Source organism: Brucella sp. IR068 (assembly GCF_049065885.1).
Classification (GTDB): domain Bacteria; phylum Pseudomonadota; class Alphaproteobacteria; order Rhizobiales; family Rhizobiaceae; genus Brucella; species Brucella intermedia.
In genome coordinates this window covers 61,101-84,928 of the sequence record NZ_JBAKHE010000012.1, presented here as the reverse complement: position 1 = coordinate 84,928, position 23,828 = coordinate 61,101, and the positions used below count along the sequence as shown (strand labels likewise).

Sequence of the window (23,828 nt, the reverse complement as noted above, 5' to 3'; positions counted from 1 at the left end):
AGGCGGCGTCAGCCGCTATTTTAAGGAAGATAAATTCAAATAAGGGCGGAGTTTGTGAAAAATATACTCCACCCTTGGTCCGCTCCTATTTCTGCTGTTTTTCGTTCCAGCGCAGCAGAAATTGGGACTTTTCGAAAACCAGCACCACCACGAGCGACATTGCGAACGGAATAAGCAGGTAGAGCAGGCGGAAGACGATCAGGGCGGCGAGGACATCGGCCTGATCCATGTCCGGCAGACCTGTGAGGAAAACGAGCTCCAGGACACCGAGACCACCGGGAGCGTGCGATATCAGGGCTGCCGAAAACGAGACCAGAAAAATGCCGAGAATAATGAGAAATCCGGGATTGCCGGCTTCGGGCAGGGCAAAATAGATGATGCCGGCGGCGCCGATCAGTTCCAGAGGAGCGACGATGAGCTGCTGCACAACCACCGACATGCGCGGATATTCCAGACGGAAGCTGCCGATCTTCAGCGGGCGCAGGCCCAACCAGCTGCCGAAGACATAAACCAGCACGAATGCCAGCATCAAAAGCGCAATAACGATAGAGACTGTCGGTGTCAGCTCCTCGTTGAAACGCATCAGAATGTGCGGTTCGAGTAGAAGAACGACGCTGGAAGTTATGATGACGCCAAGAATGAACGTGAAGGAGCAGAAAGCGATGAGAACGGCGATTTCACTGCCGGGCATGCCTTGCGAGGAGTACGCTCGATAGCGCACCACGGCGCCGGAGACGACGGAGGCCCCGATATTGTGCGACAAGGCGTAGGTGGTGAAAGAGCAGAGCGCGATGAACAGCCAGGAGATTTTGCGCTTGAGATGCATGAGCGCGATACGATCATAGCCTGCAAGCGAACTATAGGCGAGAAGCGCGGAGCCAGCCGCAAGAATCCAATGATGGGTGCGGATGGCATAAAAACTGTCCAGAACATCATCCAGCGAGATGCTGCGAAGCTCTCGATAAAGGAGCCAGACCGAAATTCCAACTGCGCAAATGCCTACGACCGGCCAGATGTAATCCTTTGCTTTCATCAACCGGTCACCACGCCTTCATGCTTCATATCGTCCCCTTTTTTGCCCATAATATCGGTTGTTCCGTCCGATATTATCCCCATTATGCCTGTCTGAGGGGCGCCTTCCGAAACGGTGTCGGCGTTTTTCCTCTTGATCTCGGTGCCGATTGCCTTCGCCATGGCGGCTGCAATTTCTTCTTCTCCCAGAATGACAGAATTGGCGCCAAGATCATGCAGATATTGTGCTTCTGCCTTCGAGCAGGCGCGCACGACGATGTTGATTTCCGGGTTGGCAGCTCGAGCCAGCGCTGTCACCCGACCAGCCTCAAAGGCGTTGGGTATCGCGATGACCAGATTTCGAGCAGCTGACGGATTGGCGGCCTCCAATATTTCCGAATCGGAGGCATTGCCGGTAATCGCCTCAATGGCTTTATCCTTCAAAGATGCGCTGACTTTCGGCGAATCTTCAATCACGAGGAAAGGCGAAGTTTGCGCCTGCAATCCTTCTGCGATCCCCGCACCGATTTGGCCATAGCCAACGACAATCGTGTGTCCGGCCAGTAATGTTTGCGGTAAAGGCTCGGGCTCGGAAATGCTGGGTTCGACATCGCTGTTGTCACCAGCTGTAATTTCGCCCTTGCTCCGCTTCTCGATCCATGGCCGCATCCGCTCTGCCACGATGAACATGACCGGATTGAGGAAAATCGAGAGGATTGCGCCAGCGAGAATGAGGTCGCGCCCCGCCGGAGGGAGTAGATTGAGGCTGACGCCCAACCCAGCAAGAATGAAGGAGAACTCACCGATTTGCGCAAGGCTTGCGGAAATGGTGAGCGCCGTGCTGACCGGGCGACGGAAAGCGCGCACGATGAAGAACGCCGCAACCGATTTTCCGACGAGAATGATGGCGAGTGTTCCCAGTAGCGGGAGCGGATCGCGAACAAGGCTCATGGGATCGAACAGCATCCCGACGGAAATGAAGAACAGCACCGCGAAAGCGTCGCGCAAGGGGAGGGATTCTTCCGCTGCCCGATGGCTGAGCTCGGATTCGCTCATCACCATTCCGGCGAAGAACGCGCCCAACGCGAAGGAAACGCCAAACAGATGGGCCGCGCCGAAGGCAACGCCCAGTGCTATGGCGAGCACACCGAGACGAAACAATTCACGTGAGCCGGTCTGGGCCACGACGTTGAGAAGCCACGGTATGACCTTGCGCCCGACTATGAGCATCAGCGCAACGAAGACAATGACCTTGGCAATGGTGAGAAGAATGATGCCGCCTATGCCGAGGCCAAGCCATGAAACAATGGGATCGCTTGCTGCCGTGCCTTCAGCGCGGCCGGTGACGCTGGCAATGGCCGGAAGCAATACCAGGGCCATGACCATGGCGAGATCTTCAACGATCAGCCAGCCGACGGCAATGCGCCCACGCTCGGTATCGATCAGGCGGCGCTCCTGCATGGCGCGGAGCAGGACGACTGTACTGGCGGTTGAAAGGGCCAGGCCGAAAACCAGACCCGCCTGAACATCCCAGCCGAGGGCCAGGCCGAGGCCCGTGCCAAGTGCGGCAGCGGCGGCAATCTGCGCAAGCGCGCCGGGCACCGCGATGGCTTTGACGGAAAGAAGATCCTTAAGCGAAAAATGCAAGCCCACACCGAACATCAGCAGGATGACACCGATTTCGGCGAGCTGAAGGATGAGGTCCTGATCTGCGACGAAGCCGGGAGTATGGGGACCGGCAATAACACCGGCAAGGAGATAGCCAACGAGGGGCGAGATTTTCAAACGGGTGGCTATCGCACCGAAGATGAAGGCCAGGCATAACCCGATGACGATTGTCGCAATCAAAGGCGTGTCATGGGGCATCAGGTGCCTTCCCCCTCTGGCTTCTCGGCTTTTTGCATGTGGATGCCGGGCAAGGACTGAGCCCTGCCCGGCGAATGATTTTATTTCTGCGCTGCAGCGCTGTCTTCGATAGCCTGATGGGCTTCCTTCCGGTGCTGCCACCAGTTGCCCAGCAGAAGCAGAATCGGAGCGGCGATGAAGATCGACGACGACGTTGCGATCACGATACCGAACAGCATCGGCACGGCAAAATTATGAACCGCGCTGCCACCCCAGATGGCCATCGGAACCATACACAGGAATGTCGTCACCGATGTATAAATACAGCGCACGAGCACCTGATTGATACTCATGTCGACGATTTCGCGCAGAGGTTTCGATTTATAAAGGCGCATGTTTTCGCGCATGCGGTCATAAACCACGACCTTGTCGTTTACCGAGTAGCCGATGGCGGTCAGAAGCGCTGCGATGGCGGTCAGGTTGAAGTCGAGCTGGAACAGCGCGAAAAAGCCGACCATCTTCGTGGTGTCGAGGACGAGGGTGATGATCGCTCCCATCGCGAAGAACCACTCGAAACGCCACCACAGATAGATGAGCATACCGAGTGCCGAAAGGACAACGGCGATGAAGCCGGAACGAGCCAATTCGCCCGAAACCTTCGGACCGACGACTTCCGTCCGTTCGATCTTCACGCCCGGATCAAGCTCGGTTACGGCCTGGCGCATCTTGTTGACGGCGGCCGTCTGCGCTTCTTCGCCACCATCCTGACGCTGCACACGGATCAGTACATCATTCGGACTGCCTGCAGACTGCAGTGCTACTTCACCAAGGCCAAGCGCCCCAAGCTTTTCGCGCAATTGTGCCAGATCGGCAGGTTGTGACGTGACGATTTCCGCCTGGATACCGCCCTTGAAATCGATGCCGTAATTCAGACCCGGCTTGAAGAACAGACCAATCGAAAGGATGGACAGGACGATCGAGACGCCGATGCCGACGAAACGGGCGTTCATGAAGCTGATGTTCGTCTTTTCGGGAACGAATTTCAGGAATGGCTCGATGACGAGCACCTTCAGCTTACGCTTGCGCACGTACCAGGCCATGACCATGCGCACCAGCGTCACATCCGTAAACATGGAGATCGCGATACCGAGCATCATAGTGATGGCAAAGCCGCGAACCGGACCTGTGCCGAACGTGAAGAGCAGCAAGGTCGAGATCAGGGACGTAACGTTCGCATCCACGATGGTGGAGAAAGCGCTGTGGAAGCCCTTGTCCAGCGCCGCCATGGCTCCGAGGCCCCGGCGCGTTTCTTCACGAATACGTTCGTTGATGAGAATATTGGCGTCGACCGCGATCCCAATACCGAGAATGATACCGGCAATACCGGGCAATGTCAGAGTTGCCCCGATAAGGCTCAGTGCAGAGAAGGTGAGCAAGGTGTGGAGCAGCAGCGCCACGTTCGCAATGGTACCCCAGACGCCATAAAGCAGCTGGATGAAGACCGCGACAAGCACAAAGCCGACGATACCGGTGATCAGGCCCATCTTGATAGCGTCGCCGCCAAGATCCGGACCAACGGTACGTTCTTCGATAACGGTAAGCGGAGCGGGCAGGGCGCCGGCGCGAAGGAGCGCGGAAAGGACGACCGTGTCCTGGACTGTGAAGCTGCCGGAAATCTGGCCCGAACCGCCGGTGATCGGTTCGCGGATGACCGGTGCGCTCAGCACCTTGCCATCGAGCACGATTGCGAACGGACGATTGACGTTCTTGGTCGTAATGTCCGCGAACTGGCGGGCCCCAAGGCTGTCGAAACGGAAGGAGACGATCGGTTCATTGGTGCGCTGGTCGAACCCTGCACGCGCGTCAGTGAGACGCTCGCCGGAAAGGGCGATCTGATCCTCGATCGGGAACTTGATGTTCGGGTTCTTGGAATCCGGCATGATCGTTACGCCCGGAGGCGGCGGATCGTTCGGATTGGCATCGGCAACCATGTGGAAGCTCATTTTCGCCGTGCTTCCGAGAAGCTGGCGAAGCTGTGCCGGGTCCTGAAGACCTGGAAGCTGAACGACGATGCGATCCGAACCCACACGCTGGATGGAAGGCTCGGCAACGCCGACCTGGTCAACGCGCTGACGGATGATTTCGAGGCTCTGCTGGAGAGCGGCGTCGAGACGGTAGTTGAAGCCCGCCTCGGTCAGGGTCAGGCGCACCTGGTTGTCGGTCGAGGCGACATCGATGTCGTTGATCGCAGTGCCGAAACCGCTGGTGTTGACCTGCGAGATCAAGGTGCGCAGTGCAGTTTCCGCCCTGGAACGCTGATCGGCATCAGGAATGGTGACGACAACGGCGTCGCCAACTGCGCGGATAGACTGCGGCTGGATACGCTCGGCGCGCAGCTTGCTGCGGGCATCGTCGAGCAGGGTCCGCAGACGGTCCTTTTTCAGACCAGCGGCATCGACTTCAAGCACGAGATAGGAGCCGCCGCGCAGGTCGAGACCGAGCGTGACCTGACGCTTCGGGAACCAGGACGGCATCGCGTCAAGGTGCTTCTGGGTAAAAAAGTTGGGCAAGGCGATGATAACGCCGATCACAACGATCAGGCTATACAGCGCAACCACCCATTTCGAAGTACGCATGGATTAAGGTTCCGGTTGGTGCGCCCCAATTGCCACTTACTGAGTGGCGGTGCGGGCTTTGTTTATTACGGGCGTTAGGATTGGTAAGGGCCAATCATCAAGAATGGCGTATTATGCGCTTTTCGGAGGCGCACGGGCAGAGCCAAAATGTCTCTGCAAGACCGCGAGACGCGGGAAATTCTGCGCCGCTTCGGCTGATTTCGTCTCTGGCAGTATCACGCCTGCCGAAGCAACGAGCAGGGCCGCCCCGGTGCCATCGAGATAAGCTGTCTTGATTTTGGCCGCTATGGCTTCGATCAGGATTGCCCGCATGGGCTGGGGTGAAGGAGTGGACTGCTGGCGAACAGGTGTCGCCGGACTGCCTTCGACCTGTCTTGCTACAATCCCCCCGGCATGGCTGCGGGCTGCATCCTCATCAATGGACGAAAAATCGACGGCAAAGAGAAAAGCGGTAAAAGACAGAACGCAGGTCACGAACAGCATGAAGCCATGCCGTTTGTGCTGTTCCGTGTTTGTTATGCCCTTCATCAATTCGCCAAGACTTTCTCTAGAGTCTATCCGTGGAGTCGAGCCAGCTTTTCACACTCATTGCGAATCCTCATTAATCATTTGTGTTCGCGGGAACAAGGAAATACTGGCATCACGGCTTGTCTTATACGGTATCTGTCCGCTTCCTACGCGCGATGAAATCTTGTAAACAGCCACGCCTTGCATCCGTTTTAGGGCGCTTTATGTTGAAACCATGTCTTGTTTAACGGCAGAATTGAATTGGCATATTCATCGACGTTTCGTGTTCTTGCATTTTCTCTTCTGATCGGCGTCCTGTCGCCGGGGAGCCTTGCGCCCGCCATCGCGCAGGACAATAAGCAGCCGACACCGGCCGCGACGCAAGCCTCACCAGTTGCGGCTCCCCAGAGCAATACAGCCCAGCAAGCGCCTGCTGCCACTGATCAGCCCACGCCGGTTTCCAATATCGTTAAGCAGCAAAGGCCCGTTATCGACGATCTGCAGCAGCAGACGAAACGGATCAGCGATCAGCTTCCGAAAGCGGCTTCAAACGATGAAACGCTCGCCAACCTCAAGCTCCAGTTGGATTCTCTTTCAAAGAAGCTTCTTGATGCCGGTGTTTCATTCCGTCCGCGTCTAAGCGAAATCAACACGCGGCTGGAACAGCTGGGGCCAGCGCCGTCGAGCGATCAGCCGCCTGAACCGGCCATCGTCAGCGAAGAACGTGCCCGGCTGACCTCCGAAAAGGCGGAAATCAATGCGATTGTCGGCGAGACGGAGGATACGTCGCTTTCCGTCAACCAGATGTCCGCAAAAATCGGGGATATGCGCCGAGATCTTTTTGCAAGGACGCTTTCCCAGCGCGTGAACATCGACACGACGCTGGGGACTGAGGTTGCATCGGCGGCGAGCTCTCAAATGGTATCGCTCTGGCGCATCGTCCAGTCATGGTGGCGCTTTGTAAGCACGTTCAAGCTCAATTCGTTTCTCGCCGCCGCCTTTTTTGCGTTCGTAGCCGCGTTGGTCATCCAGCTGGGTGCGCGACGCGTTCTGGGAACGCTGTACCAGCGTGATCCAACGGTGGAGTCGCCCTCCTATCTGAGCCGACTGTCGGTGGCCTTCTGGTCCACGGTAATACCATCGGCGGCTGTCGGTGTATTCTTGGCGACCACGTACTTTTTTCTGAATTACTTCAACGTCTTGAGAACGGACATTGCGTCTCTTCTCCAGTCGCTTTTTCTGGTGCTCGGGCTGGTTTTCTTCATCCACAGGCTGGCATCCGCCTGCATCAGCTCTGATATGCCGCAATGGCGGCTGGTTCCGGTCGCGCCGCGTCCGGGACGAGTTCTGGGCTGGCTGATAACGGGAACGGCGCTGACAAGCGGGCTCGATTCCTTCTTCGGAACGGTCAATCAGATACTTTCATCACCGCTGTCGCTGACGATGGCGAAAAGCCTGCTCGCTACCGTAATGGTCGGTGTTCTTATTCTGGCGATTGCTTTCCTGAAGCCCGTTGAGCGCGAAAAGGATGGCATTGTCCGGTCGTGGCCGCGTGCCTTCAGAACGTTCCTCATCATATTGGGGCTTTTGCCTATTCTGACTGCGGTCTTCGGCTATATAGGCATGGCGCGCTTCATATCGCAGCAGATCGTGGTGACCGGCGCATTCCTTGTGACCATGTATATGGGTTTCCTGACCGGGCGTGCGATTTCCGAGGAGCAGGCTTTTGCATCCAGCCAGATCGGCAGGGCAATGCGGGAGCGCTTTCATTTCGATGACGCGACGCTGGATCAGCTTGGCCTCGCAGCAGGCATCCTGATCAATCTCGTCGTGGCGCTGATCGGTATTCCGCTTGTTCTGATGCAGCTGGGCTTCCAGTGGGCGGAACTGAAAAGCACATTCTATCAGCTGATGACCGGCTTCCAGATCGGCAATATGTCAATCTCGCTGATGGGGCTGCTGTCAGGCGTGCTGCTGTTTGTGATCGGTTATCTGCTGACGCGATGGTTCCAGAACTGGCTCGACAACAGTGTCATGGCGCGCGGGCGCGTCGATTCCGGCGTACGCAATTCGATCCGCACGGTCATAGGGTATGTCGGTCTCTGTCTGGCGGCCTTGATGGGGATATCGGCAGCCGGGTTCAACATGTCGAATCTCGCTCTTATTGCCGGTGGTCTTTCACTCGGTATCGGTTTTGGCCTGCAGAATATCGTTCAGAACTTTGTTTCAGGTCTCATCCTGCTCGCCGAGCGTCCCTTCAAGGTAGGCGACTGGGTGGAGGCCGGCACGGTCAGTGGTATCGTCAAGAAGATCAGCGTGCGCGCGACGGAAGTCGAAACTTTCCAGAAGCAGTCGATCATCGTGCCCAATTCGACGCTTATCAATGGTAACGTTGGCAACTGGACTCATCGCAACAAGCTTGGACGCATCGATATCAACGTGCAGGCCTCCTATACTGCGGAACCGCGCCGGGTTCATGCATTGCTGCTGGAAATCGTTCGTGGCCATCCATCAATCTTGAAGAATCCGGAGCCTTTCGTCGCTTTTCAAAGCATGAACGATTCACTGATGGTTTTTGATATCTATGCTCATGTAGCCGATATTACATCGACCGGCGGCATCAAGAATGAGCTGCGTTTCCAGATCGTCGAGCGTTTCCATGAAGAAGGACTGCATCTGTCCTCATCCTCGACCGATCTCATCCTCAGCGTGCCGGAAATCGAAAAACTTTCCGGGTTAATGCAGCAGGAAAGAGAGAATTCGTCTGCGGTCAGGACAAAAAAGGCAAGTGCGGAAAAGCCGGAAGCCAAGGACAAGGACGATGATCGCGCTTGATGAACATTACGTTCAGTTGCAGTTCAGTTTTGTCCGCTTATAAAGGGCTGTCTCAGGGCAATAGGGCTCACGCGACACAGGATATATCGCAGCGGGAGCGATAGAAAGGTCGGGACGATATGAACACAAATCAGCTCAACAGTTTGGGCAAACTTGTTCTTGGTGCAGCAATTGGTTTTGCGGTCTCGACTGGCGGCGCCTACGCTGCCCAGATATCCAATAATGATAGCGGCCCTCAGACGGTTGTGGTTACGGAAGGCGCTTCCAAGCGCGAAATGATCGTCGCGCCGGGTGAGACGGTGGATTTCTGCGCTTCAGGTTGTTTTGTGACCTTTCCCAATGGGGATCGTGAAGCATTGACCGGTGATGAAAAGATCACGATCAGCGGTGGCAAGGCAACATTGAAATAACACTTCCTCCGGTAATAAAAAAGCCGAGGCGACACCCTCGGCTTTTTTTATAAAAAGTGTTCAGCTTCGAGGCTTCAAGTTTTCCGGATCGTAGAGCGGTTTATAACCGATAGAGCGTACTTCGACCGGATAAGTCTCACCGAAATATTCCACGCTCAGTTTGCGGCCTTCCTGGCAATAAGCCCAGGGCAGATAAGCAAGAGCAATATTCTTGCCGATGGTCGGGCCATAAGCGACGGATGTGGTGAAAGACCGGCGGCCCAATTCGTCGACAAGCGTTTCTCCCGTTTCAGGGTCCTGTACTGGCATGATGCCGACCGGATAACGGGCCACGCCGTTCTTATCGAGATTGTCAGTCATTACCAGCGTGCAAAGCATGGCCGGTTGGTGCTCGCGGGCGCGATATTCCAGATACTTTGCCTTGCCACGGAAGTCAGCTTCCTTGACCTTAGGACGGGCAAGATCTGCTTCCAGAAGATTGTATTCGGTCAGCAGATCGGCATTTTGCAGGCGCAGGCTCTTTTCCATGCGCCGCGTGTTGGCGTAGGTCTCGACACCGACCGCAATCACGCCGGTGGAGCGAAGCGCATCCCAGACGGCGAGGCCGTCTTCATAACGCATATGCAGTTCCCAACCCTGCTCGCCGACATAGGAGATACGGAAGGCGGTAACGTCTTTGCCTGCAATCCTGATAGGCTTGATGGCAGCGAACGGGAAGTTTTCCGCATCAAGGCCTTCCGGGTTCTCAACCACCTTTTTCAGGTTTTCACGTGCATTCGGACCCCAGATGCCGATGGTGACGTATTTTTCGGTCACATCGGTGATGGTGACGTCAAAGCCCTTATCTTCGGCTACGCGGCGCATATAGTGGAAGTCACGAGGCCCGGCATCGGCGCCATTGATCATGCGGATACGATCAGCCATGCGGATTGCTGTGAAGTCGGCGCGCACCATGCCTTCGTCATCGAGGAAGTGGGTATAGATACCCTTGCCGATATTGGCGTCGCCGCCAATCTTGGCAGCACACAGCCACTCCATCAGTTCGACTTGGTCGGGGCCTTCGATATCGTACATGGCGAAGTGGGAGAGATTGATGATGCCGCAGTTTTCGGTGAGTTCGAGATGTTCGGCATTGGAAACGCGCCAGAAATGGCGGTTGTCCCATTCGTTCTCGCGCACGGGAACGCGGTCGCCGTATTTCTCCAGCAGGTGCTCATTGGCGGCGTAGCCATGCGCACGCTCCCATCCGCCCAGTTCCATGAAATAGCCGCCGAGTTCGACCTCACGTTCGTAGAACGGCGAACGGCGGATGTTGCGGCCCTTTGAAAAGGGTTCGCGCGGGTGAACTGCCGGATTATAAACCTTCATCGCGGTTTCCGTGCAGCGGTCCCAGATGAACTTTTCTGTCATCTGATGCGGATAAAAGCGCGAATAGTCGATAGCGTGATGGTCGATGGATGTGCGGCCGTCGGTCATCCAGTCAGCAATGAGCTTACCCATGCCGGGGCCGTCCTTGACCCAGATGGCGACGGCATACCACAGGCCGCGCACCTTCTGGCTTTCGCCCATGGATGGACCGCCATCGGTCGTGACTTGCAGGAAGCCGTTGAAGGAGTGGCTTTCATTATAGCCAAGTTCGCCCAGAATGGGCGTCAGTTCGATTGCACGCTCCAGCGGTTCCAGAATCTGGTCCATTTCAAGGTCGCGCTGCGATGGCGAGAGACGCGCTTCATGCTTTTCCAGAAGGTCACGAGGATGGCACAAGCGCGGGTTCTTTTCTTCGTAATAGCCCCATTCGATCTGTCCGCCTTCGGCGGTCTTTGGATCGCCCGTATCGCGCATATAGGCCGAGTTGCCCTGATCGCGCATGAGCGGCCAGCCGATTTCCTTGCCCGTTCCTTCGAACTCGGTATAGGGACCGAAAAATGTCAGCGGATGATCGATCGGCATGACAGGCAGGTCTTCGCCAACCATTTCGGCAATCAGGCGGCCCCAAAGTCCCGCACAGATGATGACATAATCGGCCTCGATGCTGCCACGATGCGTGACGACGCCCTTGATGCGACCGTTTTCCACGATCAGCGACTGTGCAGGCGTGTTGGCGAAACTCTGCAGCTTGCCTGCGGCCTCCGCCTGATCGATCAGCTTGCCGGCAACGGTCTGCGAGCGCGGGATAACCAGGCCGGCATCCGGGTCCCACAGGCCGCCTTGAACGAGGCTCTCCTCGATGAGAGGGAACTTTTCCTTTATCTCCGCCGGTTCCATCAACCGCGCGCGGGTGCCGAAGGCCTTGCCCGATGCAACCTTGCGCTTGATTTCGTCCATGCGGGCATCGTCGCCCACGCGCGCCACTTCGATACCGCCGACGCGGGCGTAATGCCCCATCTTTTCGTAGAAATCGATGGAATAGAGCGTCGTCCAGCAGGAAAGGAAGTCGTGGCTCGTCGCATAGCAGAAGTCTGACGCATGGGCTGTCGAGCCGATGTCGGTCGGAATGCCGGATTTATCGATGCCGACGATATCATCCCAGCCGCGCTCGATCAGATGATGTGCAACCGAGGCCCCGACGATACCGCCCAGCCCGACAATCACAACTTTCGCCTTCTTAGGAAACTCTGCCATTTTATGCGACCCTAGTTGGTATTTTTACAAAACCATAGTCGTTGGCTGGCCGCGACATTTGCCTTTATACGACATATTCGCAGCGCCAGACGACTGCATGGCAGCTTCTGGAAATCGCCGAATGGCCGAAAGATGCTGTTCTGTTCGCGACGTGCTAGCCCATCCGAGGGGGCACACAGCACGCCTTACGTAAGTGATTCCGAAAAGAACTGTATGGTTTTGATTTTCTTTCGAAAGCCGGAAGGGCCGAGCCCTCCCGTTCAAGAGCCCGCACCGTTCCCGTTCGATATCGTGCTCAGGCAGCGATGAGCATTTTGCGCTCAGCACGTTCCTGTTGGGGCGAGCGCCCATATAGTTCCCGGTAGCATTTGGAAAAATGCGACGCGGATACGAAACCGCAGGCAACTGCAACCTCAACGACCGGCATGGACGACTGCAGCAACAGGTGCCGTGCCCGATCTAGCCGGATTTCGAGGTAATAGCGCGCCGGAGATCGGCCCATTTCCTGGCGGAAAAGTCGTTCAACCTGCCGGCGGGACAGGCCTATCGTATGGGCGACATTGATCAGCGCCTGCGGTTCCGAAAGGTTGGCTTCCATCATCTCGATAATGGTCAGTACCTTCGAATTTTGAATGCCGAGGCGGGCGCGCAGTGGCAGGCGCTGGCGATCCTGTGGGCTGCGAACACGATCGGTCAGGGCCTGCTCGCAAATCTTGTTGACCAGGTTCGCGTCGAAATCGTCGCCAATCAGTTTCAGCATCATATCGAGAGAAGCTGTTCCGCCGGCGCAGGTGTAGAGGTTGCTATCCACCTCAAAAAGATCGGCATATACCTCGGCCTTGGGGAAAGCCTCCGAAAAACCCGGAAGATTTTCCCAGTGAATTGCGCAGCGTTTTCCGGATAGAAGTCCGGCTGCCGCCAGTATGTGGGCGCCAGTACAAAGCCCGCCGACGGCAACACCGCGATTATACTCCTCGCGCAGCCACGCAAAGACTGATTTGTTCCTGAATTCTTCTACGTAGACGCCTGAACAGACGAACACCATCGATGGACGCTGTTCGCGCTGTAAAAAGCGCCGCTCGTCTTCCAGCGATGCGTTGACAGCGCATTCCACGCCATTGGAGGCCGTCACCGGCTTTCCGTCGACAGATGTCAGCCGCCAACGATAGGCGTCATAGCCCAGCATTCGATTTGCAATGCGCAATGGCTCGATGGCCGTTGCGAAAGCAATCATCGAAAAATTTGGAACAAGAAAAAAGACAATAGACCGCTTAACCGATGAAGCCTGGATCATGCCCGATCGTTCCCATTCTCGAAGGCTTTGGCCGCGGTTCCCGACGCAGCTGAGGCCTTGTGTCTCCGTCACGACTCCGGGTCATTTTGGGCCCGGTTTCTATCCGGTCGCTTTCAGACCGGCGATCCTGTCGCGCATACCCGGATTCACAGGGGGCAGGTGATGACGCAAACAAGATAGTGTTCTATTGAGACACAGAACGGGTAGGTTGCAAAGTGCGGCTAAATGCCTGCCGCGAAAAGGTATTTCAATGTCGGGAAATTGAGGGCGGGCCGCATGGTCGCCCTCAATCGATTTCAGTTTTTGCGCCGGATTTCGGCCGGATTTCGCGGGGTGCCGGCCAGCCGATCATCCACGTTGGGCCAGCCAATATCGTGCAGTATGTGTTCAGGCAATGATTCCAGTACCCGGCGGCTGCGCTTCACGCGTCCCTCATAAGCCCAGATTTGCAGCTGCTGCCGCATTCTGGAGTGAAGTTCCAGAAGCCATGACGGCGCATTTGTGACGGTCCAAGTTGGCAGGAAGCGAACTGTCGCCGCCTTGCCATGGGAAGCGGTTTGGCATTGAACGGTCATTTTCTCTCTCCTCGTTCAGAAAGTCCGGTTGATGCGTTCGCTGCAGCTCGCCTTGTTGATGCTCTGAATATGTATTCCGCTTGACGTTCAATCAAACGAAATATAGAAAGGCTTAAGATCAGAAAATTTGAACAAAGTGCTAGAAACGGAGTCCGTCATGACAGCGCCCGTTCAACATCCTCTTCCGATGCTCGATATTGATGTGTTGCGCACATTTGTGGCGATTGCCGATACCGGAAGCTTTTCTTCAGCGGCGAACGCGGTGTTCCGCACGCCGTCTGCTGTTTCGATGCAGATCAAGAAACTGGAAGAACAGCTGGAGGTAGCGGTTTTCGACCGTGACGCGCGTTCGGTCACGTTGACCAGCGATGGTGAGATTCTGCTCGGCTATGCGCGGCGTCTTCTGGCTCTCAATCGCGAAGCGGTGTCGAAATTCGTTGCGCCCACGGTGACCGGCGTGGTCCGGCTGGGCTCGCCGGACGATATTGGCGAATGTGTCCTGCCTCTCGTGTTGAAGCGTTTTTCTGAAAGCCATCCGGGGGTAACGGTCGATGTGGTGATCGACCAAAGCAGCAACCTGCGCAAGCGGCTGGATGAGCGCCGACTGGATGTGACGCTGATCAATATTTCCCACACGGTGCCCAACAAAGGCGATGTGGAAGTTTTGCTGGACGAGGAACTGGTGTGGGCTGGCGCCAAGTGTGGTACGGCTTATCGCCGGGACCCTTTGCCGCTCTCCATATGGGAAGAGGGCTGCGCCTGGCGGGGCAATGCGCTCGAAGCGCTTGAAAGCAGCGGGCGTCCTTATCGGATCGCTTATATGAGTTCACACTCGACCGGGCAGCGGGCCGCAATCATGGCTGATCTTGCCATCGCGCCTTTCGGTAAAACGCTGTTGAGTGAAGGAATCGTTGCTTTGGGGCCGGAGCACGGCTTGCCTGCTCTCGGTCGCTATCAGCTTGGCATGGTTGTGAAACCGGAAGCCGGTCCGCATATTCAGGTTGTCGCCGACCATTTGCGAAGTGTTTTCGAAGGTTATCGTCGCTCCGGGCGGTTCGAGACCTTCCGTGCTTGCTGATGAAGATCACAGTTTATTGGGATAGGACTAAAGCATTCTCTTGCCAGTGAAAAACGCTGCGCTAGATTTCTTGTGTGACAGCCGAGTGAATCGGCTTCACCGCCAGCTGCCGAGCAGGGGCTTGTATGCGGCGGGAGGCATAACTGGTTTGAATAGGCTTGGAACTTTAGGCGTCTGCTCCTTCAAAAGGGCAGAAACGCGCATCCCATTGGAGAGACTGTCATGAAGCTGACCCGACTTGTCCCATTAGCTATCGTTCTCTGCGCATTTACGCTCGCCTCCTGCGCAAACACGGTTCGAGGCGTTGGCCGCGATGTAAAGAGTACCGCACATGCGGTCCAGGATACCGTAGAATAAAGAACAAATGGCCCGGGAAGACCCGGGCCATTTCGCTACGGCACCAGAAAATAGCTGACCGTCATATGCTTGTCGGGCCGGGTTTTGTATACAACTTCCGTGGTTACGATGCTTTCATGAGGCACGGCTATATTTGCGTTCTGCAACAAGGCGGCAATGCGCTCATTTGGTTCAGCCCCACCAAACCACATCACGAGGACAGGTGGCGTCAAATGCGCTCTGGTATCCGGTGTTTCTGGGTGCACTACTCGTAAGGCAGAATCAAATAATCTGAAATTGCCCGGTATCTGGGCATTGTCCGTCAGGATCGTCTTGAACGGGCCTTTCGCCTGCACTTCCTCATAAAGATGTCGATAGTCGAGTTGGCCGTAAGGCGGCGAGCCGGAGCCGTAGGTCAGATTGTAGCTCAACACCGGCGGAACAATCAGCGCGGCAACAGCGCTGACGACGGCATAGTCGAACAAAGGCCGATCTCCGATCCGATAACGCCCCATAAGGCTCGCCATCAGTGCCGGAGTCAGAAACAGCACTGGCTGCAGCCAGCGGTCTTTCACGTTATTGGCACCGGTCGCCACAACACCCACAAGCACAATAACCAGCCCGACCAAGATGAGGAGACGGAGAAATTTTTCGCCGGTGGTCAGCGGGGTTGCGGGTGCGTTACGTTTCCTCCAGTGAATAAGCGCGATGATGCCAGCAATCGCGATCGCAAGGATTGAGAACAGAAATGCCGCTTCAATGAGGCTTTCGACGCCCATCAGCCTGTCGAAGAGCAGATTGCCGGAAGCGCCGATCTCAAACTTGCTCGCACGCGCCATGACACTCGATTTGTGCGCCAGCATCCAGGTCGCGGTTGGTCCGAAGCAGATCGCGAATGTCAGAACCGTTACGAGACTGAGCCTGGAGAGCAGTATCCGGCGATATTCGGGCATGAGAAGGCCCGTCACAATCAGCATGATCAGGAAAAACGACGCGTTGAACTTGCCGAGAAGTGCCGCAGCCATCGCGACGCCAAGAGCGGCAGCAGATCCCGCGTGACGCGCCCGCATATGCCAGGCAAAAGCCAGAAATGCCCAGCCACAACCGGCGGTACCTGCAACTGAATGCGTCAATGCGCGCTGCGATTCCCATCCAATTTGCGGAATGAGGAACAATCCGAGCATGCTGGCCGACGCAATAATGCGCGAAAAACCAAGCAATTTCATCGCGCCGTAAACGCTCAGGAACAGGCTTGCGAGAAGGCTGAACTTGACGATCTGCAGCGTGAGCATCGAGGTGCCGAGCAATGACGCCGCCAGGTTGGTAATCCATGTATAGAGAGGGGGTTGCGATCCGCCATAGCCCCAGTCCAGATAGCCGATATTCGCCAATTGTTCAGCGTCATCGAGACCGGCACCGTTCGAAACAACAGTGACAAGAACGGCCTGGAACGCAAAATAGCACAGCACGAAAATGACAGCCACGGGCAGGCCGAAGAGCTTCCTGTCTGCGCTGGAAATAGCGGTGGCTGATCGTTGTGCGGTCAAACTCATTGCCCCGAATAAAATATGGCCTGTGCAGGCGCGCCATTGGAGGCACACTGCATTTCACAGGATTATGTCCGGATTTCAATCGGACGGCTCAAAAAGCTTTGTAACAAAGGCGTGTAATTGGGCAATAACGTGGGGGCAAGAGGTCTGGGCTCGAGACCCAACAATTTAATGGAGACCAGCAATGGAAATGATAAAAGCTGCGAGCCTCACACCATGTCCGTCAGATTAACAGTTCCTGAGCCTAGTGCTGATACGGCAGTATTTTCAGGCCAGGAACGGCAAAAACCGCGCTGCCAAAGGTGCACGGTTTTGCCAATTACGCATGGCATCTCCGCCGAACAATACACTGGCGGGATATACTTAGCTCCGGTACGCAGTACCAGATCCGGAGCGTCGAGCCGGTGTGAACCGCCTCTTGCTCCTTTCTAGCTCAACATCGTTACCGTACGGTTATCAGACACTTAAGCAAATCTAAACAATGCAAGTTTTTTGCATGGGGATTTGTTTACCTTGCTCCAGATTTAGCGCGCAGATAATTGATGATGCCTGAAAAGTCTTCGCCGCCGTGGCCCTCGCTGTCGAAGAGACGGTAGAGTTCCTGCGCATGCGCTCCGAGCGGCGTTTCAGCGCCAGCGCTTTGAGCGGCTTCCTGAGAGAGCTTGAGGTCTTTCAGCATCAGGGCTGCGGCAAAGCCGGGTTTATAGTCCCGATTGGCAGGCGACGTAGGAACGGGGCCGGGAACAGGACAATAGGTCGTCAGCGACCAGCATTGCCCCGATGAAGTCGAAGCCACGTCGAAGAGGGCCTGATGTGAAAGTCCCAGCTTTTCCGCAAGAACAAAGGCTTCGCTGACACCGATCATCGATATGCCGAGGATCATATTGTTGCATATCTTCGCGGCCTGTCCCGCGCCATTGCCGCCACAATGCACGATCTTTCCGGCCATGGGCTGGAGGATCGGCTCGCCGCGCTTGAACGCTTCGTCGCTTCCGCCAGCCATGAAAGTCAATGTGCCTGCGGAAGCGCCCCCGGTGCCGCCGGAAACCGGCGCATCGATTGAAAGATGTCCGTGGCTCGCGGCCAGTTCATGTGCCTTGCGCGCCGAATCCACATCGATTGTGGAACAGTCGATGAAAAGTGAATCTCTGCGTGCCGTTGGTGCAATGTCTTCATAGACCGCGAGAACATGCTTTCCCGCCGGCAGCATGGTGATCACCACGTCCACGTCAGCAACTGCGTCCTGGGCGCTCGAAGCGACCGAGAGACCGTTTGTCCTTGCTTCATCAAGATGTTGCGGCAAAAGGTCGAAACCGCGCACGGTGTGACCGGCTTTCACGAGGTTTGCGGCCATTGGCCCGCCCATATTGCCAAGGCCGATAAATGCTATTTTGGCCATAATGAACTCCTCCCTTGGCGATTATTAATTCAGTCAGCGCCCGATCATCTGGCGTGCAATGATGACGCGCATGATTTCGTTCGTGCCTTCGAGAATCTGGTGCACGCGCAAATCACGGACAAGCTTTTCGATCCCGTATTCATGAAGATAGCCGTAGCCGCCGAAAAGCTGGAGCGCTTCGTTTGCTACATCAAACCCCGTGTCCGTGACGAAGCGTTTGGCCATCGCGGACCATTTTCCTGCGTCATAGGTTTTACGATCAAGCTTGCTGGCTGCGGTATATAGAAGAAGACGCGAGGCGGAGAGTTCGGTTTCCATGTCGGCCAGACGGAATTGCAGCGCCTGAAACCGGTCAATCGTCTGGCCGAAAGCCTTGCGCTGGCTGCAATATTCCAACGACTTGTCGAGCGCTGACTGTGCTCCACCGAGCGAGCAGGCAGCGATGTTGAGCCGCCCTCCATCAAGCCCTGCCATTGCTATGCGGAAGCCGGTTCCTTCCTCCCCTAGAAGATTTTCAACCGGAACGCGGCAATTATCGAAAATGACGGTTCTCGTCGGCTGCGCATTCCAACCCATCTTGAATTCATTGGCGCCGAAAGAAAGGCCGGGTGCATCTTTTGGCACAACGATGGTGGAAATTCCCTTGGGACCGTCCTCGCCGGTACGCACCATTGTCACATAGATATCTGTTGCGCCAGCACCAGAAATGAACTGCTTGGAGCCGTTGAGAATATAATGGTCACCATCGCGCGTGGCGCGTGTTCTGAGCGCTGCAGCATCCGAACCTGATCCGGGCTCTGTCAGGCAATAGCTCGCAAGCGATTCCATCGACGTGAGCTTCGGCAGAAAGCGTTGCCGCGGTTCTTCGTTTCCGAAAGTGTCGATCATCCATGCGGCCATGTTGTGGATGGAGACGAAGGCCGAGAATGAAGGACATGCGGTTGCCAGCGCTTCGAAAATGAGCACCGCGTCGAGCCGTTTCAACGCCGAGCCACCTACATCTTCACGCACATAAATGCCGCCCATGCCGAGCGGTCCCGTCTCTTGCAATACATCGACGGGGAAATGCTTGTCACGATCCCACTGCAATGCATGCGGCGCGACACGATCACTGGCGAAGGCTCGCGCCATATCCTGAATGGCAAGCTGATCTTCGTTCAGTTCGAACTGATTCTGGTCGGCAGCATCCATGGTTTCCTCCCTGTAGCACCGTACCCCTCCGCCGAACTAGATCATAACCGGGTGAGGCTGCCAACGCTCCATTGGAATAATGTTGCTCACATTTGTAATAAACTGATGCGCATTTTTGCATAGAAGGTGGCCGAACGGCATGCCGTTGCCAGCGCCTCGAGTTTAAGCTACGCACCTTCCATGGCACGCGCAATCATGTTTCAAGGGACGGGGTCGGACGTCGGCAAAAGTGTTCTTGTTGCCGGATTATGCCGCGTTGCACGCAATCGGGGGCTCAAAGTCAGACCGTTCAAGCCGCAGAACATGTCCAACAATGCTGCAGTCAGCGATGATGGCGGAGAAATCGGCAGGGCGCAGTGGCTGCAGGCTCTGGCTTGCGGAGTACCGTCGTCCGTCCATATGAACCCGGTGCTCCTGAAGCCGCAGACCGACATGGGCAGTCAGGTCGTCGTGCAGGGGCAGGTGCGAGGCGAGGCGCGCGGGCGCTATTATCAGGAATTGAAACCGCAGCTCATGGCAGCGGTCATGGAATCATTCGCCCATGTCAGCGAAGGTGCAGACCTTGTGCTGGTGGAGGGGGCAGGATCGCCCGCCGAGATCAATCTGCGTGCTGGTGATATCGCCAATATGGGATTCGCTACGCAGGCCGATGTGCCGGTGGTTCTCGTCGGCGATATAGACAGGGGCGGAGTGATCGCTTCCCTTGTCGGGACGCACACAATTCTTTCCGTACAGGATCGCGCGATGGTTCGCGGGTTCCTGATAAACAAGTTCCGGGGCGATATTTCGCTTTTTGATGACGGGCTGGCCGCGATTACCCGGTTTACCGGCTGGCGTTCATTTGGGGTGGTGCCGTGGCTGAAAGCAGTGTCGCGATTGCCAGCGGAGGACTCAGTCGTTCTTGAACGTGCTGTGGCTGGGCACAAGAAGGCGCTTGTGGTCGCGGTGCCGATGTTGCCGCGCATCGCGAATTTTGATGACCTCGATCCGCTGAAAGCTGAGCCGGATGTGGAAGTGGTCATGGTGCCGCCCGGTTCGAGCATTCCCGGCGAGGCGGGTCTCGTCATTCTGCCCGGAACCAAGTCTACGATAGCTGATCTGATGGCGCTTCGGGACAATGGCTGGGACCGGCAGTTGTCCGCCCATGTGAGACGGGGCGGTCATGTGCTTGGTATCTGTGGTGGATTTCAGATGCTTGGTCGCCACATCAGCGATCCTGCTGGTATCGAAGGGCATGTGCGCGACATCGATGGCCTCGGATTTCTCGATATAGAAACGGTGATGGCGCCTGAAAAAGTGGTCCGCAACGTGCAGGCGACTTCTTGTCTGCACAATGCACCGCTGGAGGGCTACGAAATCCATATCGGTCGCACGACCGGACCGGATATGGCGCGGCCTTTCGCCCGGTTAGCTGAGCATCACGATGGCGCGATATCGCCGGATGGCCGGATCATGGGAACCTATCTCCATGGTGTTTTCAATGCGGACGAATTTCGGCGAAAATTTCTGAAGAGTCTTGGTGTGCGAAGCAGCTCGGTAAATTATCGCGCCGGCGTCGAAGATGCATTGAATGAGCTGGCCGAAGGACTGGAAGAATGTCTCAATATCGACGCTTTGTTTAATTTGAAATGAGATTGCAGATATTCTGCCGCGATTGACGCCGGTGGGGCGAAAGCCTAATGTCAAACCATGCAACAGGTTTTTGTCGGGACGAATCCCGGCGATACCAAAAAGGGAATGCGACGGACGGACCCAATCCGGGCGTCTTTATCGCAGCCGACCCCGCGACTGTAGAGCGGAGAGGGATGAGGCAAGCCGGGCAACCGGTAACCACTGGAGGCAGAAGGACCTCTGGGAAGGTAGCCTTAATCCCCGCGACCCGTGAGCCAGGAGACCTGCCTGTTGCGTGAGGGCATTGAGCCCGCACCCCATGGGAGGTTTTTCCCTGCTGCCTGCACGGAGGTTGTCATGGCTGCACATACTCAGAATTCTGTTTCCAGCACACTCGCAATGCCGCTCGCTGCCCGTCTGGGCACGGCTGTTGTTTCGCTGCTTCTTGGCGCGTTCCTGATTTACGGCGTAGGGCTTGCCCATTCCGATACGCTGCACGATTCGGCACACGATACGCGCCATTCCTATGGTTTTCCCTGCCACTGAGCAGTCGAATAGCTGTCAGAATTGAAGTTGAGCAAAGCTTGATGGTGGATGGCCATCGGCGCGGAATTGCTATGGGGGACAGAAATGTTGATCCGCTATTTGTTGGCGTCGCTCGCCGCCGGTCTTCTGGCCGGGTTGCTGGTTACGCCTGCCATGTATCTGAGAACAGTGCCTTTGATCCTGCAGGCTGAAACTTTCGAAGAAGCTGGTGGTGGCCATAGCCACGGCGAGGTGGAAGCTGCACCGCATGATCATGGCGCTGTTACTGCAGACGCCGAAGAGGAAGGTGCCGAACTGCCGTTCGGACGATTGGGTAACACGATCCTTGCCAATCTTGTTGCGGGGGCTGGCTTTGCCCTGCTGCTTGGCGGCGTGGCGTTGCTGCTCGGACGTCGTATTACCGTGCAGAATGGCATTTATTGGGGCGTTGCAGGCTTCTTCGCGGTGGCATTTCTGCCTGCGTTGGGGCTCTCGCCGGAGTTGCCGGCAATGCCGGCGGCCGATCTGGCAGAGCGGCAGCTATGGTGGATTGCTGCCGTGGTGCTGAGCGGTCTCGGTATATATCTCGTCGTGTTGCGTCAGGAAATTTGGGCGAAAATCCTGGGGCTGGTTCTGATCGTTGCGCCACAGCTCTATGGAGCACCGCATCCGGAAGATATCTCGTCTCCCGTTCCCGCGCTGCTTGCGTCGCAATATGCGGTCGCATCGCTGGCGACCAACTTGTTCATGTGGGCGGTGATTGGCCTCGCGCTCGGCTGGTTCATCCAGCATTATGCATCGTCCGAGATTGAGGGCTGACGAAAATGGCTTCGCCGGGAAAATCGGTTCTGGTCCTTGGCGGAGCCCGTTCGGGCAAGTCGTCCTATGCCGAGAAAATGGCGCAGTCCTCGGGGTTGCAGCCGCTCTATCTTGCAACTGGGCGCGCCTTCGACGACGAAATGGAAAACCGCATTGCCATTCATCGGGACCGACGTGGATCCGACTGGCAGACAGTAGAAGAGCCGCTCGATCTCGTCAGTGCACTCACGCTGCATGTTACCGTTAATCGGTTCGTGCTGGTTGACTGCCTGACCCTGTGGCTGACTAATCTGATGTTGGCCGAGCGCGACATAGCGGCGGAGACGGCAGGACTCGTCGCCATGCTGCCGGACCTCGCGGGACCTGTGGTTTTTGTTTCGAACGAAGTTGGGTTTGGAATCGTGCCTGAAAATCGCATGGCACGGGAATTTCGCGACCACGCAGGCTTTCTGCATCAGGCAGTAGCTGCGGTTGCGGATGAAGTTTATTTGATAGCGGCAGGGTTGCCGCTGAAGATGAAGGGATAAATCAATGCAGGGACAGAAAATTCCCGCAACCGTTATCACGGGTTTTCTTGGATCGGGCAAAACGACGATGATCCGCAACCTGCTGGAAAACGCCAACGGAAAACGCATTGCATTGATCATCAATGAGTTCGGGGATCTCGGGGTCGATGGCGGTATTCTGAAAGGCTGCGGTATCGAGACCTGTCGCGAGGAAGATGTAATCGAGCTCAACAATGGCTGCATCTGCTGCACTGTTGCCGATGATTTCATCCCGACCATGACCAAGCTTCTGGATCGCGCTGATCGCCCCGATCATATCGTGATCGAAACCTCCGGCCTTGCCTTGCCGCAGCCGCTGGTCGCGGCTTTCAACTGGCCGGAGATCAAGACGCAGGTGACGGTCGATGGCGTGGTGACGGTGATCGATGCCGCAGCTGTTGCCGAAGGTCGTTTCGCTGATGACCACGACAAGGTTGATGCGCAGCGGGCAGCGGACGAATCCCTTGATCATGAAAGCCCCTTGGAGGAACTGTTTGAGGATCAGATTCATGCAGCCGACCTTATCGTTCTCAACAAGGCCGATCTGATCGATTCATCAAGACTGGAAAGCGTCAAGGCCGACGTCGCCGAGCGTTCGGCGCGCCGCGTGAATATGGTTCCTGCGAGCTTCGGCAAGCTTGGCGCCGATGTTCTGCTCGGTCTTGGTGTCGGCACTGAAGACGATATCGCCAACCGCAAGTCTCACCATGAAATCCATCATGCAGATGGACACGAGCACGATCACGACGAATTCGAGAGTTTTGTGGTTGAAGCGGGTTCTGTCGCCAATCCCAAGCTATTTGCGGATAAGCTGAAAGCGGTTATCGCGGAACATGACATTCTTCGTCTGAAGGGCTTTGTCGATGTTCCTGGCAAACCGATGCGTCTGGTTGTGCAGGCAGTCGGCCCGCGCATCGAGCATTATTTCGACCGTCCATGGGGCAAGGATGAAGCGCGCTCCACGCGACTGGTCGTGATCGGGCTGCATGACATTGATGAGGCGGCCATCGCCAAGGCAGTGAAAGACGCCGTCTGACCG

Annotated in this window: 19 protein-coding genes and 1 riboswitch; of the genes, 9 read left to right on the top strand and 10 right to left on the bottom strand. The window is 56.3% G+C overall.

The window, feature by feature from the left end:
* Window positions 1–85: 85 nt before the first annotated feature.
* From ACOWVS_RS18450 to ACOWVS_RS18435, 4 genes are all read right to left on the bottom strand, one after another.
* Complete coding sequence (locus ACOWVS_RS18450) at window positions 86–1,033, bottom strand: lysylphosphatidylglycerol synthase domain-containing protein (protein ID WP_021586692.1); 948 nt, start codon at window positions 1,031–1,033, stop codon at window positions 86–88.
* The gene (ybaL, locus tag ACOWVS_RS18445; RefSeq protein ID WP_021586693.1) at window positions 1,033–2,877 is read right to left on the bottom strand and encodes a YbaL family putative K(+) efflux transporter; all 1,845 of its coding nucleotides are present in this window, start codon (window positions 2,875–2,877) and stop codon (window positions 1,033–1,035) included. Before ybaL ends, ACOWVS_RS18450 begins: the two co-directional genes overlap by 1 nt.
* A gap of 80 nt (window positions 2,878–2,957) precedes the next feature.
* Complete coding sequence (secD, locus tag ACOWVS_RS18440; RefSeq protein ID WP_021586694.1) at window positions 2,958–5,492, bottom strand: protein translocase subunit SecD; 2,535 nt, start codon at window positions 5,490–5,492, stop codon at window positions 2,958–2,960.
* Window positions 5,493–5,603: 111 nt separating this feature from the next.
* Window positions 5,604–6,020, bottom strand: coding sequence for a hypothetical protein (locus ACOWVS_RS18435; protein ID WP_021586695.1), 417 nt, complete (start codon window positions 6,018–6,020; stop codon window positions 5,604–5,606).
* A gap of 240 nt (window positions 6,021–6,260) precedes the next feature.
* Between ACOWVS_RS18435 and ACOWVS_RS18430 the strand changes: the two genes are divergently transcribed.
* Both ACOWVS_RS18430 and ACOWVS_RS18425 read left to right on the top strand, forming a co-directional pair.
* Complete coding sequence (locus ACOWVS_RS18430; RefSeq protein ID WP_021586696.1) at window positions 6,261–8,834, top strand: mechanosensitive ion channel family protein; 2,574 nt, start codon at window positions 6,261–6,263, stop codon at window positions 8,832–8,834.
* A 119-nt stretch (window positions 8,835–8,953) separates the two neighbouring features.
* Window positions 8,954–9,244, top strand: a complete 291-nt coding sequence (locus ACOWVS_RS18425) for a hypothetical protein (RefSeq protein WP_006467123.1) — start codon at window positions 8,954–8,956, stop codon at window positions 9,242–9,244.
* Window positions 9,245–9,304: 60 nt separating this feature from the next.
* Here ACOWVS_RS18425 and ACOWVS_RS18420 read toward each other — a convergent pair whose 3' ends face one another.
* The 3 genes from ACOWVS_RS18420 to ACOWVS_RS18410 form a co-directional block, all read right to left on the bottom strand.
* Window positions 9,305–11,866, bottom strand: a complete 2,562-nt coding sequence (locus ACOWVS_RS18420) for a GcvT family protein (protein ID WP_031346354.1) — start codon at window positions 11,864–11,866, stop codon at window positions 9,305–9,307.
* 295 nt (window positions 11,867–12,161) lie between these two features.
* Window positions 12,162–13,160 carry a GlxA family transcriptional regulator gene (locus tag ACOWVS_RS18415; protein ID WP_021586008.1) on the bottom strand — a complete coding sequence of 333 codons (999 nt, stop codon included), beginning with the start codon at window positions 13,158–13,160 and terminating at the stop codon, window positions 12,162–12,164.
* Window positions 13,161–13,456: 296 nt separating this feature from the next.
* Window positions 13,457–13,735, bottom strand: a complete 279-nt coding sequence (locus ACOWVS_RS18410) for a hypothetical protein (protein WP_021586007.1) — start codon at window positions 13,733–13,735, stop codon at window positions 13,457–13,459.
* A gap of 157 nt (window positions 13,736–13,892) precedes the next feature.
* On the opposite strand from ACOWVS_RS18410, the gene ACOWVS_RS18405 reads away from it, so the two are divergent.
* Both ACOWVS_RS18405 and ACOWVS_RS18400 read left to right on the top strand, forming a co-directional pair.
* Window positions 13,893–14,813: a LysR family transcriptional regulator gene (locus ACOWVS_RS18405; protein ID WP_021586006.1), complete on the top strand. Its 921-nt coding sequence runs from the start codon at window positions 13,893–13,895 to the stop codon at window positions 14,811–14,813.
* 222 nt (window positions 14,814–15,035) lie between these two features.
* Complete coding sequence (locus ACOWVS_RS18400; protein ID WP_006470280.1) at window positions 15,036–15,170, top strand: entericidin A/B family lipoprotein; 135 nt, start codon at window positions 15,036–15,038, stop codon at window positions 15,168–15,170.
* Window positions 15,171–15,205: 35 nt separating this feature from the next.
* Here ACOWVS_RS18400 and ACOWVS_RS18395 read toward each other — a convergent pair whose 3' ends face one another.
* The 3 genes from ACOWVS_RS18395 to ACOWVS_RS18385 all read right to left on the bottom strand — a co-directional run bounded on the left by ACOWVS_RS18395 (window position 15,206) and on the right by ACOWVS_RS18385 (window position 19,289).
* Window positions 15,206–16,702 (bottom strand): glycosyltransferase family 39 protein, encoded by a 1,497-nt coding sequence (locus ACOWVS_RS18395; RefSeq protein ID WP_031346352.1) that lies wholly within the window; start codon window positions 16,700–16,702, stop codon window positions 15,206–15,208.
* Between the two features lie 505 nt (window positions 16,703–17,207).
* Entirely contained in the window at window positions 17,208–18,098 is an 891-nt protein-coding gene (gene mmsB / locus ACOWVS_RS18390; RefSeq protein ID WP_021586004.1) for a 3-hydroxyisobutyrate dehydrogenase, read from the bottom strand.
* A gap of 33 nt (window positions 18,099–18,131) precedes the next feature.
* Complete coding sequence (locus tag ACOWVS_RS18385) at window positions 18,132–19,289, bottom strand: isobutyryl-CoA dehydrogenase (RefSeq protein ID WP_021586003.1); 1,158 nt, start codon at window positions 19,287–19,289, stop codon at window positions 18,132–18,134.
* A gap of 180 nt (window positions 19,290–19,469) precedes the next feature.
* On the opposite strand from ACOWVS_RS18385, the gene ACOWVS_RS18380 reads away from it, so the two are divergent.
* From ACOWVS_RS18380 to cobW, 5 genes are all read left to right on the top strand, one after another.
* Window positions 19,470–20,921 carry a cobyric acid synthase gene (locus ACOWVS_RS18380; protein WP_021586002.1) on the top strand — a complete coding sequence of 484 codons (1,452 nt, stop codon included), beginning with the start codon at window positions 19,470–19,472 and terminating at the stop codon, window positions 20,919–20,921.
* Window positions 20,922–20,968: 47 nt separating this feature from the next.
* Window positions 20,969–21,207, top strand: a riboswitch (cobalamin riboswitch).
* A 50-nt stretch (window positions 21,208–21,257) separates the two neighbouring features.
* Entirely contained in the window at window positions 21,258–21,446 is a 189-nt protein-coding gene (locus tag ACOWVS_RS18375; protein WP_021586001.1) for a CbtB domain-containing protein, read from the top strand.
* Window positions 21,447–21,530: 84 nt separating this feature from the next.
* Window positions 21,531–22,244, top strand: a complete 714-nt coding sequence (locus ACOWVS_RS18370) for a CbtA family protein (RefSeq protein WP_031346351.1) — start codon at window positions 21,531–21,533, stop codon at window positions 22,242–22,244.
* 5 nt (window positions 22,245–22,249) lie between these two features.
* Complete coding sequence (cobU, locus tag ACOWVS_RS18365; RefSeq protein ID WP_021585999.1) at window positions 22,250–22,771, top strand: bifunctional adenosylcobinamide kinase/adenosylcobinamide-phosphate guanylyltransferase; 522 nt, start codon at window positions 22,250–22,252, stop codon at window positions 22,769–22,771.
* Window positions 22,772–22,775: 4 nt separating this feature from the next.
* Window positions 22,776–23,825, top strand: coding sequence for a cobalamin biosynthesis protein CobW (cobW, locus tag ACOWVS_RS18360; RefSeq protein ID WP_021585998.1), 1,050 nt, complete (start codon window positions 22,776–22,778; stop codon window positions 23,823–23,825).
* Window positions 23,826–23,828 lie beyond the last annotated feature (3 nt).

What these genes read in the sequence shown, in the direction of transcription:
- ACOWVS_RS18450 (WP_021586692.1), bottom strand. Translation starts at nt 1,033, where the DNA reads ATGAAAGCAAAGGATTACATCTGGCCGGTCGTAGGCATTTGCGCAGTT.
- ybaL (WP_021586693.1), bottom strand. Translation starts at nt 2,877, where the DNA reads ATGCCCCATGACACGCCTTTGATTGCGACAATCGTCATCGGGTTATGC.
- secD (WP_021586694.1), bottom strand. Translation starts at nt 5,492, where the DNA reads ATGCGTACTTCGAAATGGGTGGTTGCGCTGTATAGCCTGATCGTTGTG.
- ACOWVS_RS18435 (WP_021586695.1), bottom strand. Translation starts at nt 6,020, where the DNA reads ATGAAGGGCATAACAAACACGGAACAGCACAAACGGCATGGCTTCATG.
- ACOWVS_RS18425 (WP_006467123.1), top strand. Translation starts at nt 8,954, where the DNA reads ATGAACACAAATCAGCTCAACAGTTTGGGCAAACTTGTTCTTGGTGCA.
- ACOWVS_RS18420 (WP_031346354.1), bottom strand. Translation starts at nt 11,866, where the DNA reads ATGGCAGAGTTTCCTAAGAAGGCGAAAGTTGTGATTGTCGGGCTGGGC.
- ACOWVS_RS18415 (WP_021586008.1), bottom strand. Translation starts at nt 13,160, where the DNA reads ATGATCCAGGCTTCATCGGTTAAGCGGTCTATTGTCTTTTTTCTTGTT.
- ACOWVS_RS18410 (WP_021586007.1), bottom strand. Translation starts at nt 13,735, where the DNA reads ATGACCGTTCAATGCCAAACCGCTTCCCATGGCAAGGCGGCGACAGTT.
- ACOWVS_RS18405 (WP_021586006.1), top strand. Translation starts at nt 13,893, where the DNA reads ATGACAGCGCCCGTTCAACATCCTCTTCCGATGCTCGATATTGATGTG.
- ACOWVS_RS18400 (WP_006470280.1), top strand. Translation starts at nt 15,036, where the DNA reads ATGAAGCTGACCCGACTTGTCCCATTAGCTATCGTTCTCTGCGCATTT.
- ACOWVS_RS18395 (WP_031346352.1), bottom strand. Translation starts at nt 16,702, where the DNA reads ATGAGTTTGACCGCACAACGATCAGCCACCGCTATTTCCAGCGCAGAC.
- mmsB (WP_021586004.1), bottom strand. Translation starts at nt 18,098, where the DNA reads ATGGCCAAAATAGCATTTATCGGCCTTGGCAATATGGGCGGGCCAATG.
- ACOWVS_RS18385 (WP_021586003.1), bottom strand. Translation starts at nt 19,289, where the DNA reads ATGGATGCTGCCGACCAGAATCAGTTCGAACTGAACGAAGATCAGCTT.
- ACOWVS_RS18380 (WP_021586002.1), top strand. Translation starts at nt 19,470, where the DNA reads ATGGCACGCGCAATCATGTTTCAAGGGACGGGGTCGGACGTCGGCAAA.
- ACOWVS_RS18375 (WP_021586001.1), top strand. Translation starts at nt 21,258, where the DNA reads ATGGCTGCACATACTCAGAATTCTGTTTCCAGCACACTCGCAATGCCG.
- ACOWVS_RS18370 (WP_031346351.1), top strand. Translation starts at nt 21,531, where the DNA reads ATGTTGATCCGCTATTTGTTGGCGTCGCTCGCCGCCGGTCTTCTGGCC.
- cobU (WP_021585999.1), top strand. Translation starts at nt 22,250, where the DNA reads ATGGCTTCGCCGGGAAAATCGGTTCTGGTCCTTGGCGGAGCCCGTTCG.
- cobW (WP_021585998.1), top strand. Translation starts at nt 22,776, where the DNA reads ATGCAGGGACAGAAAATTCCCGCAACCGTTATCACGGGTTTTCTTGGA.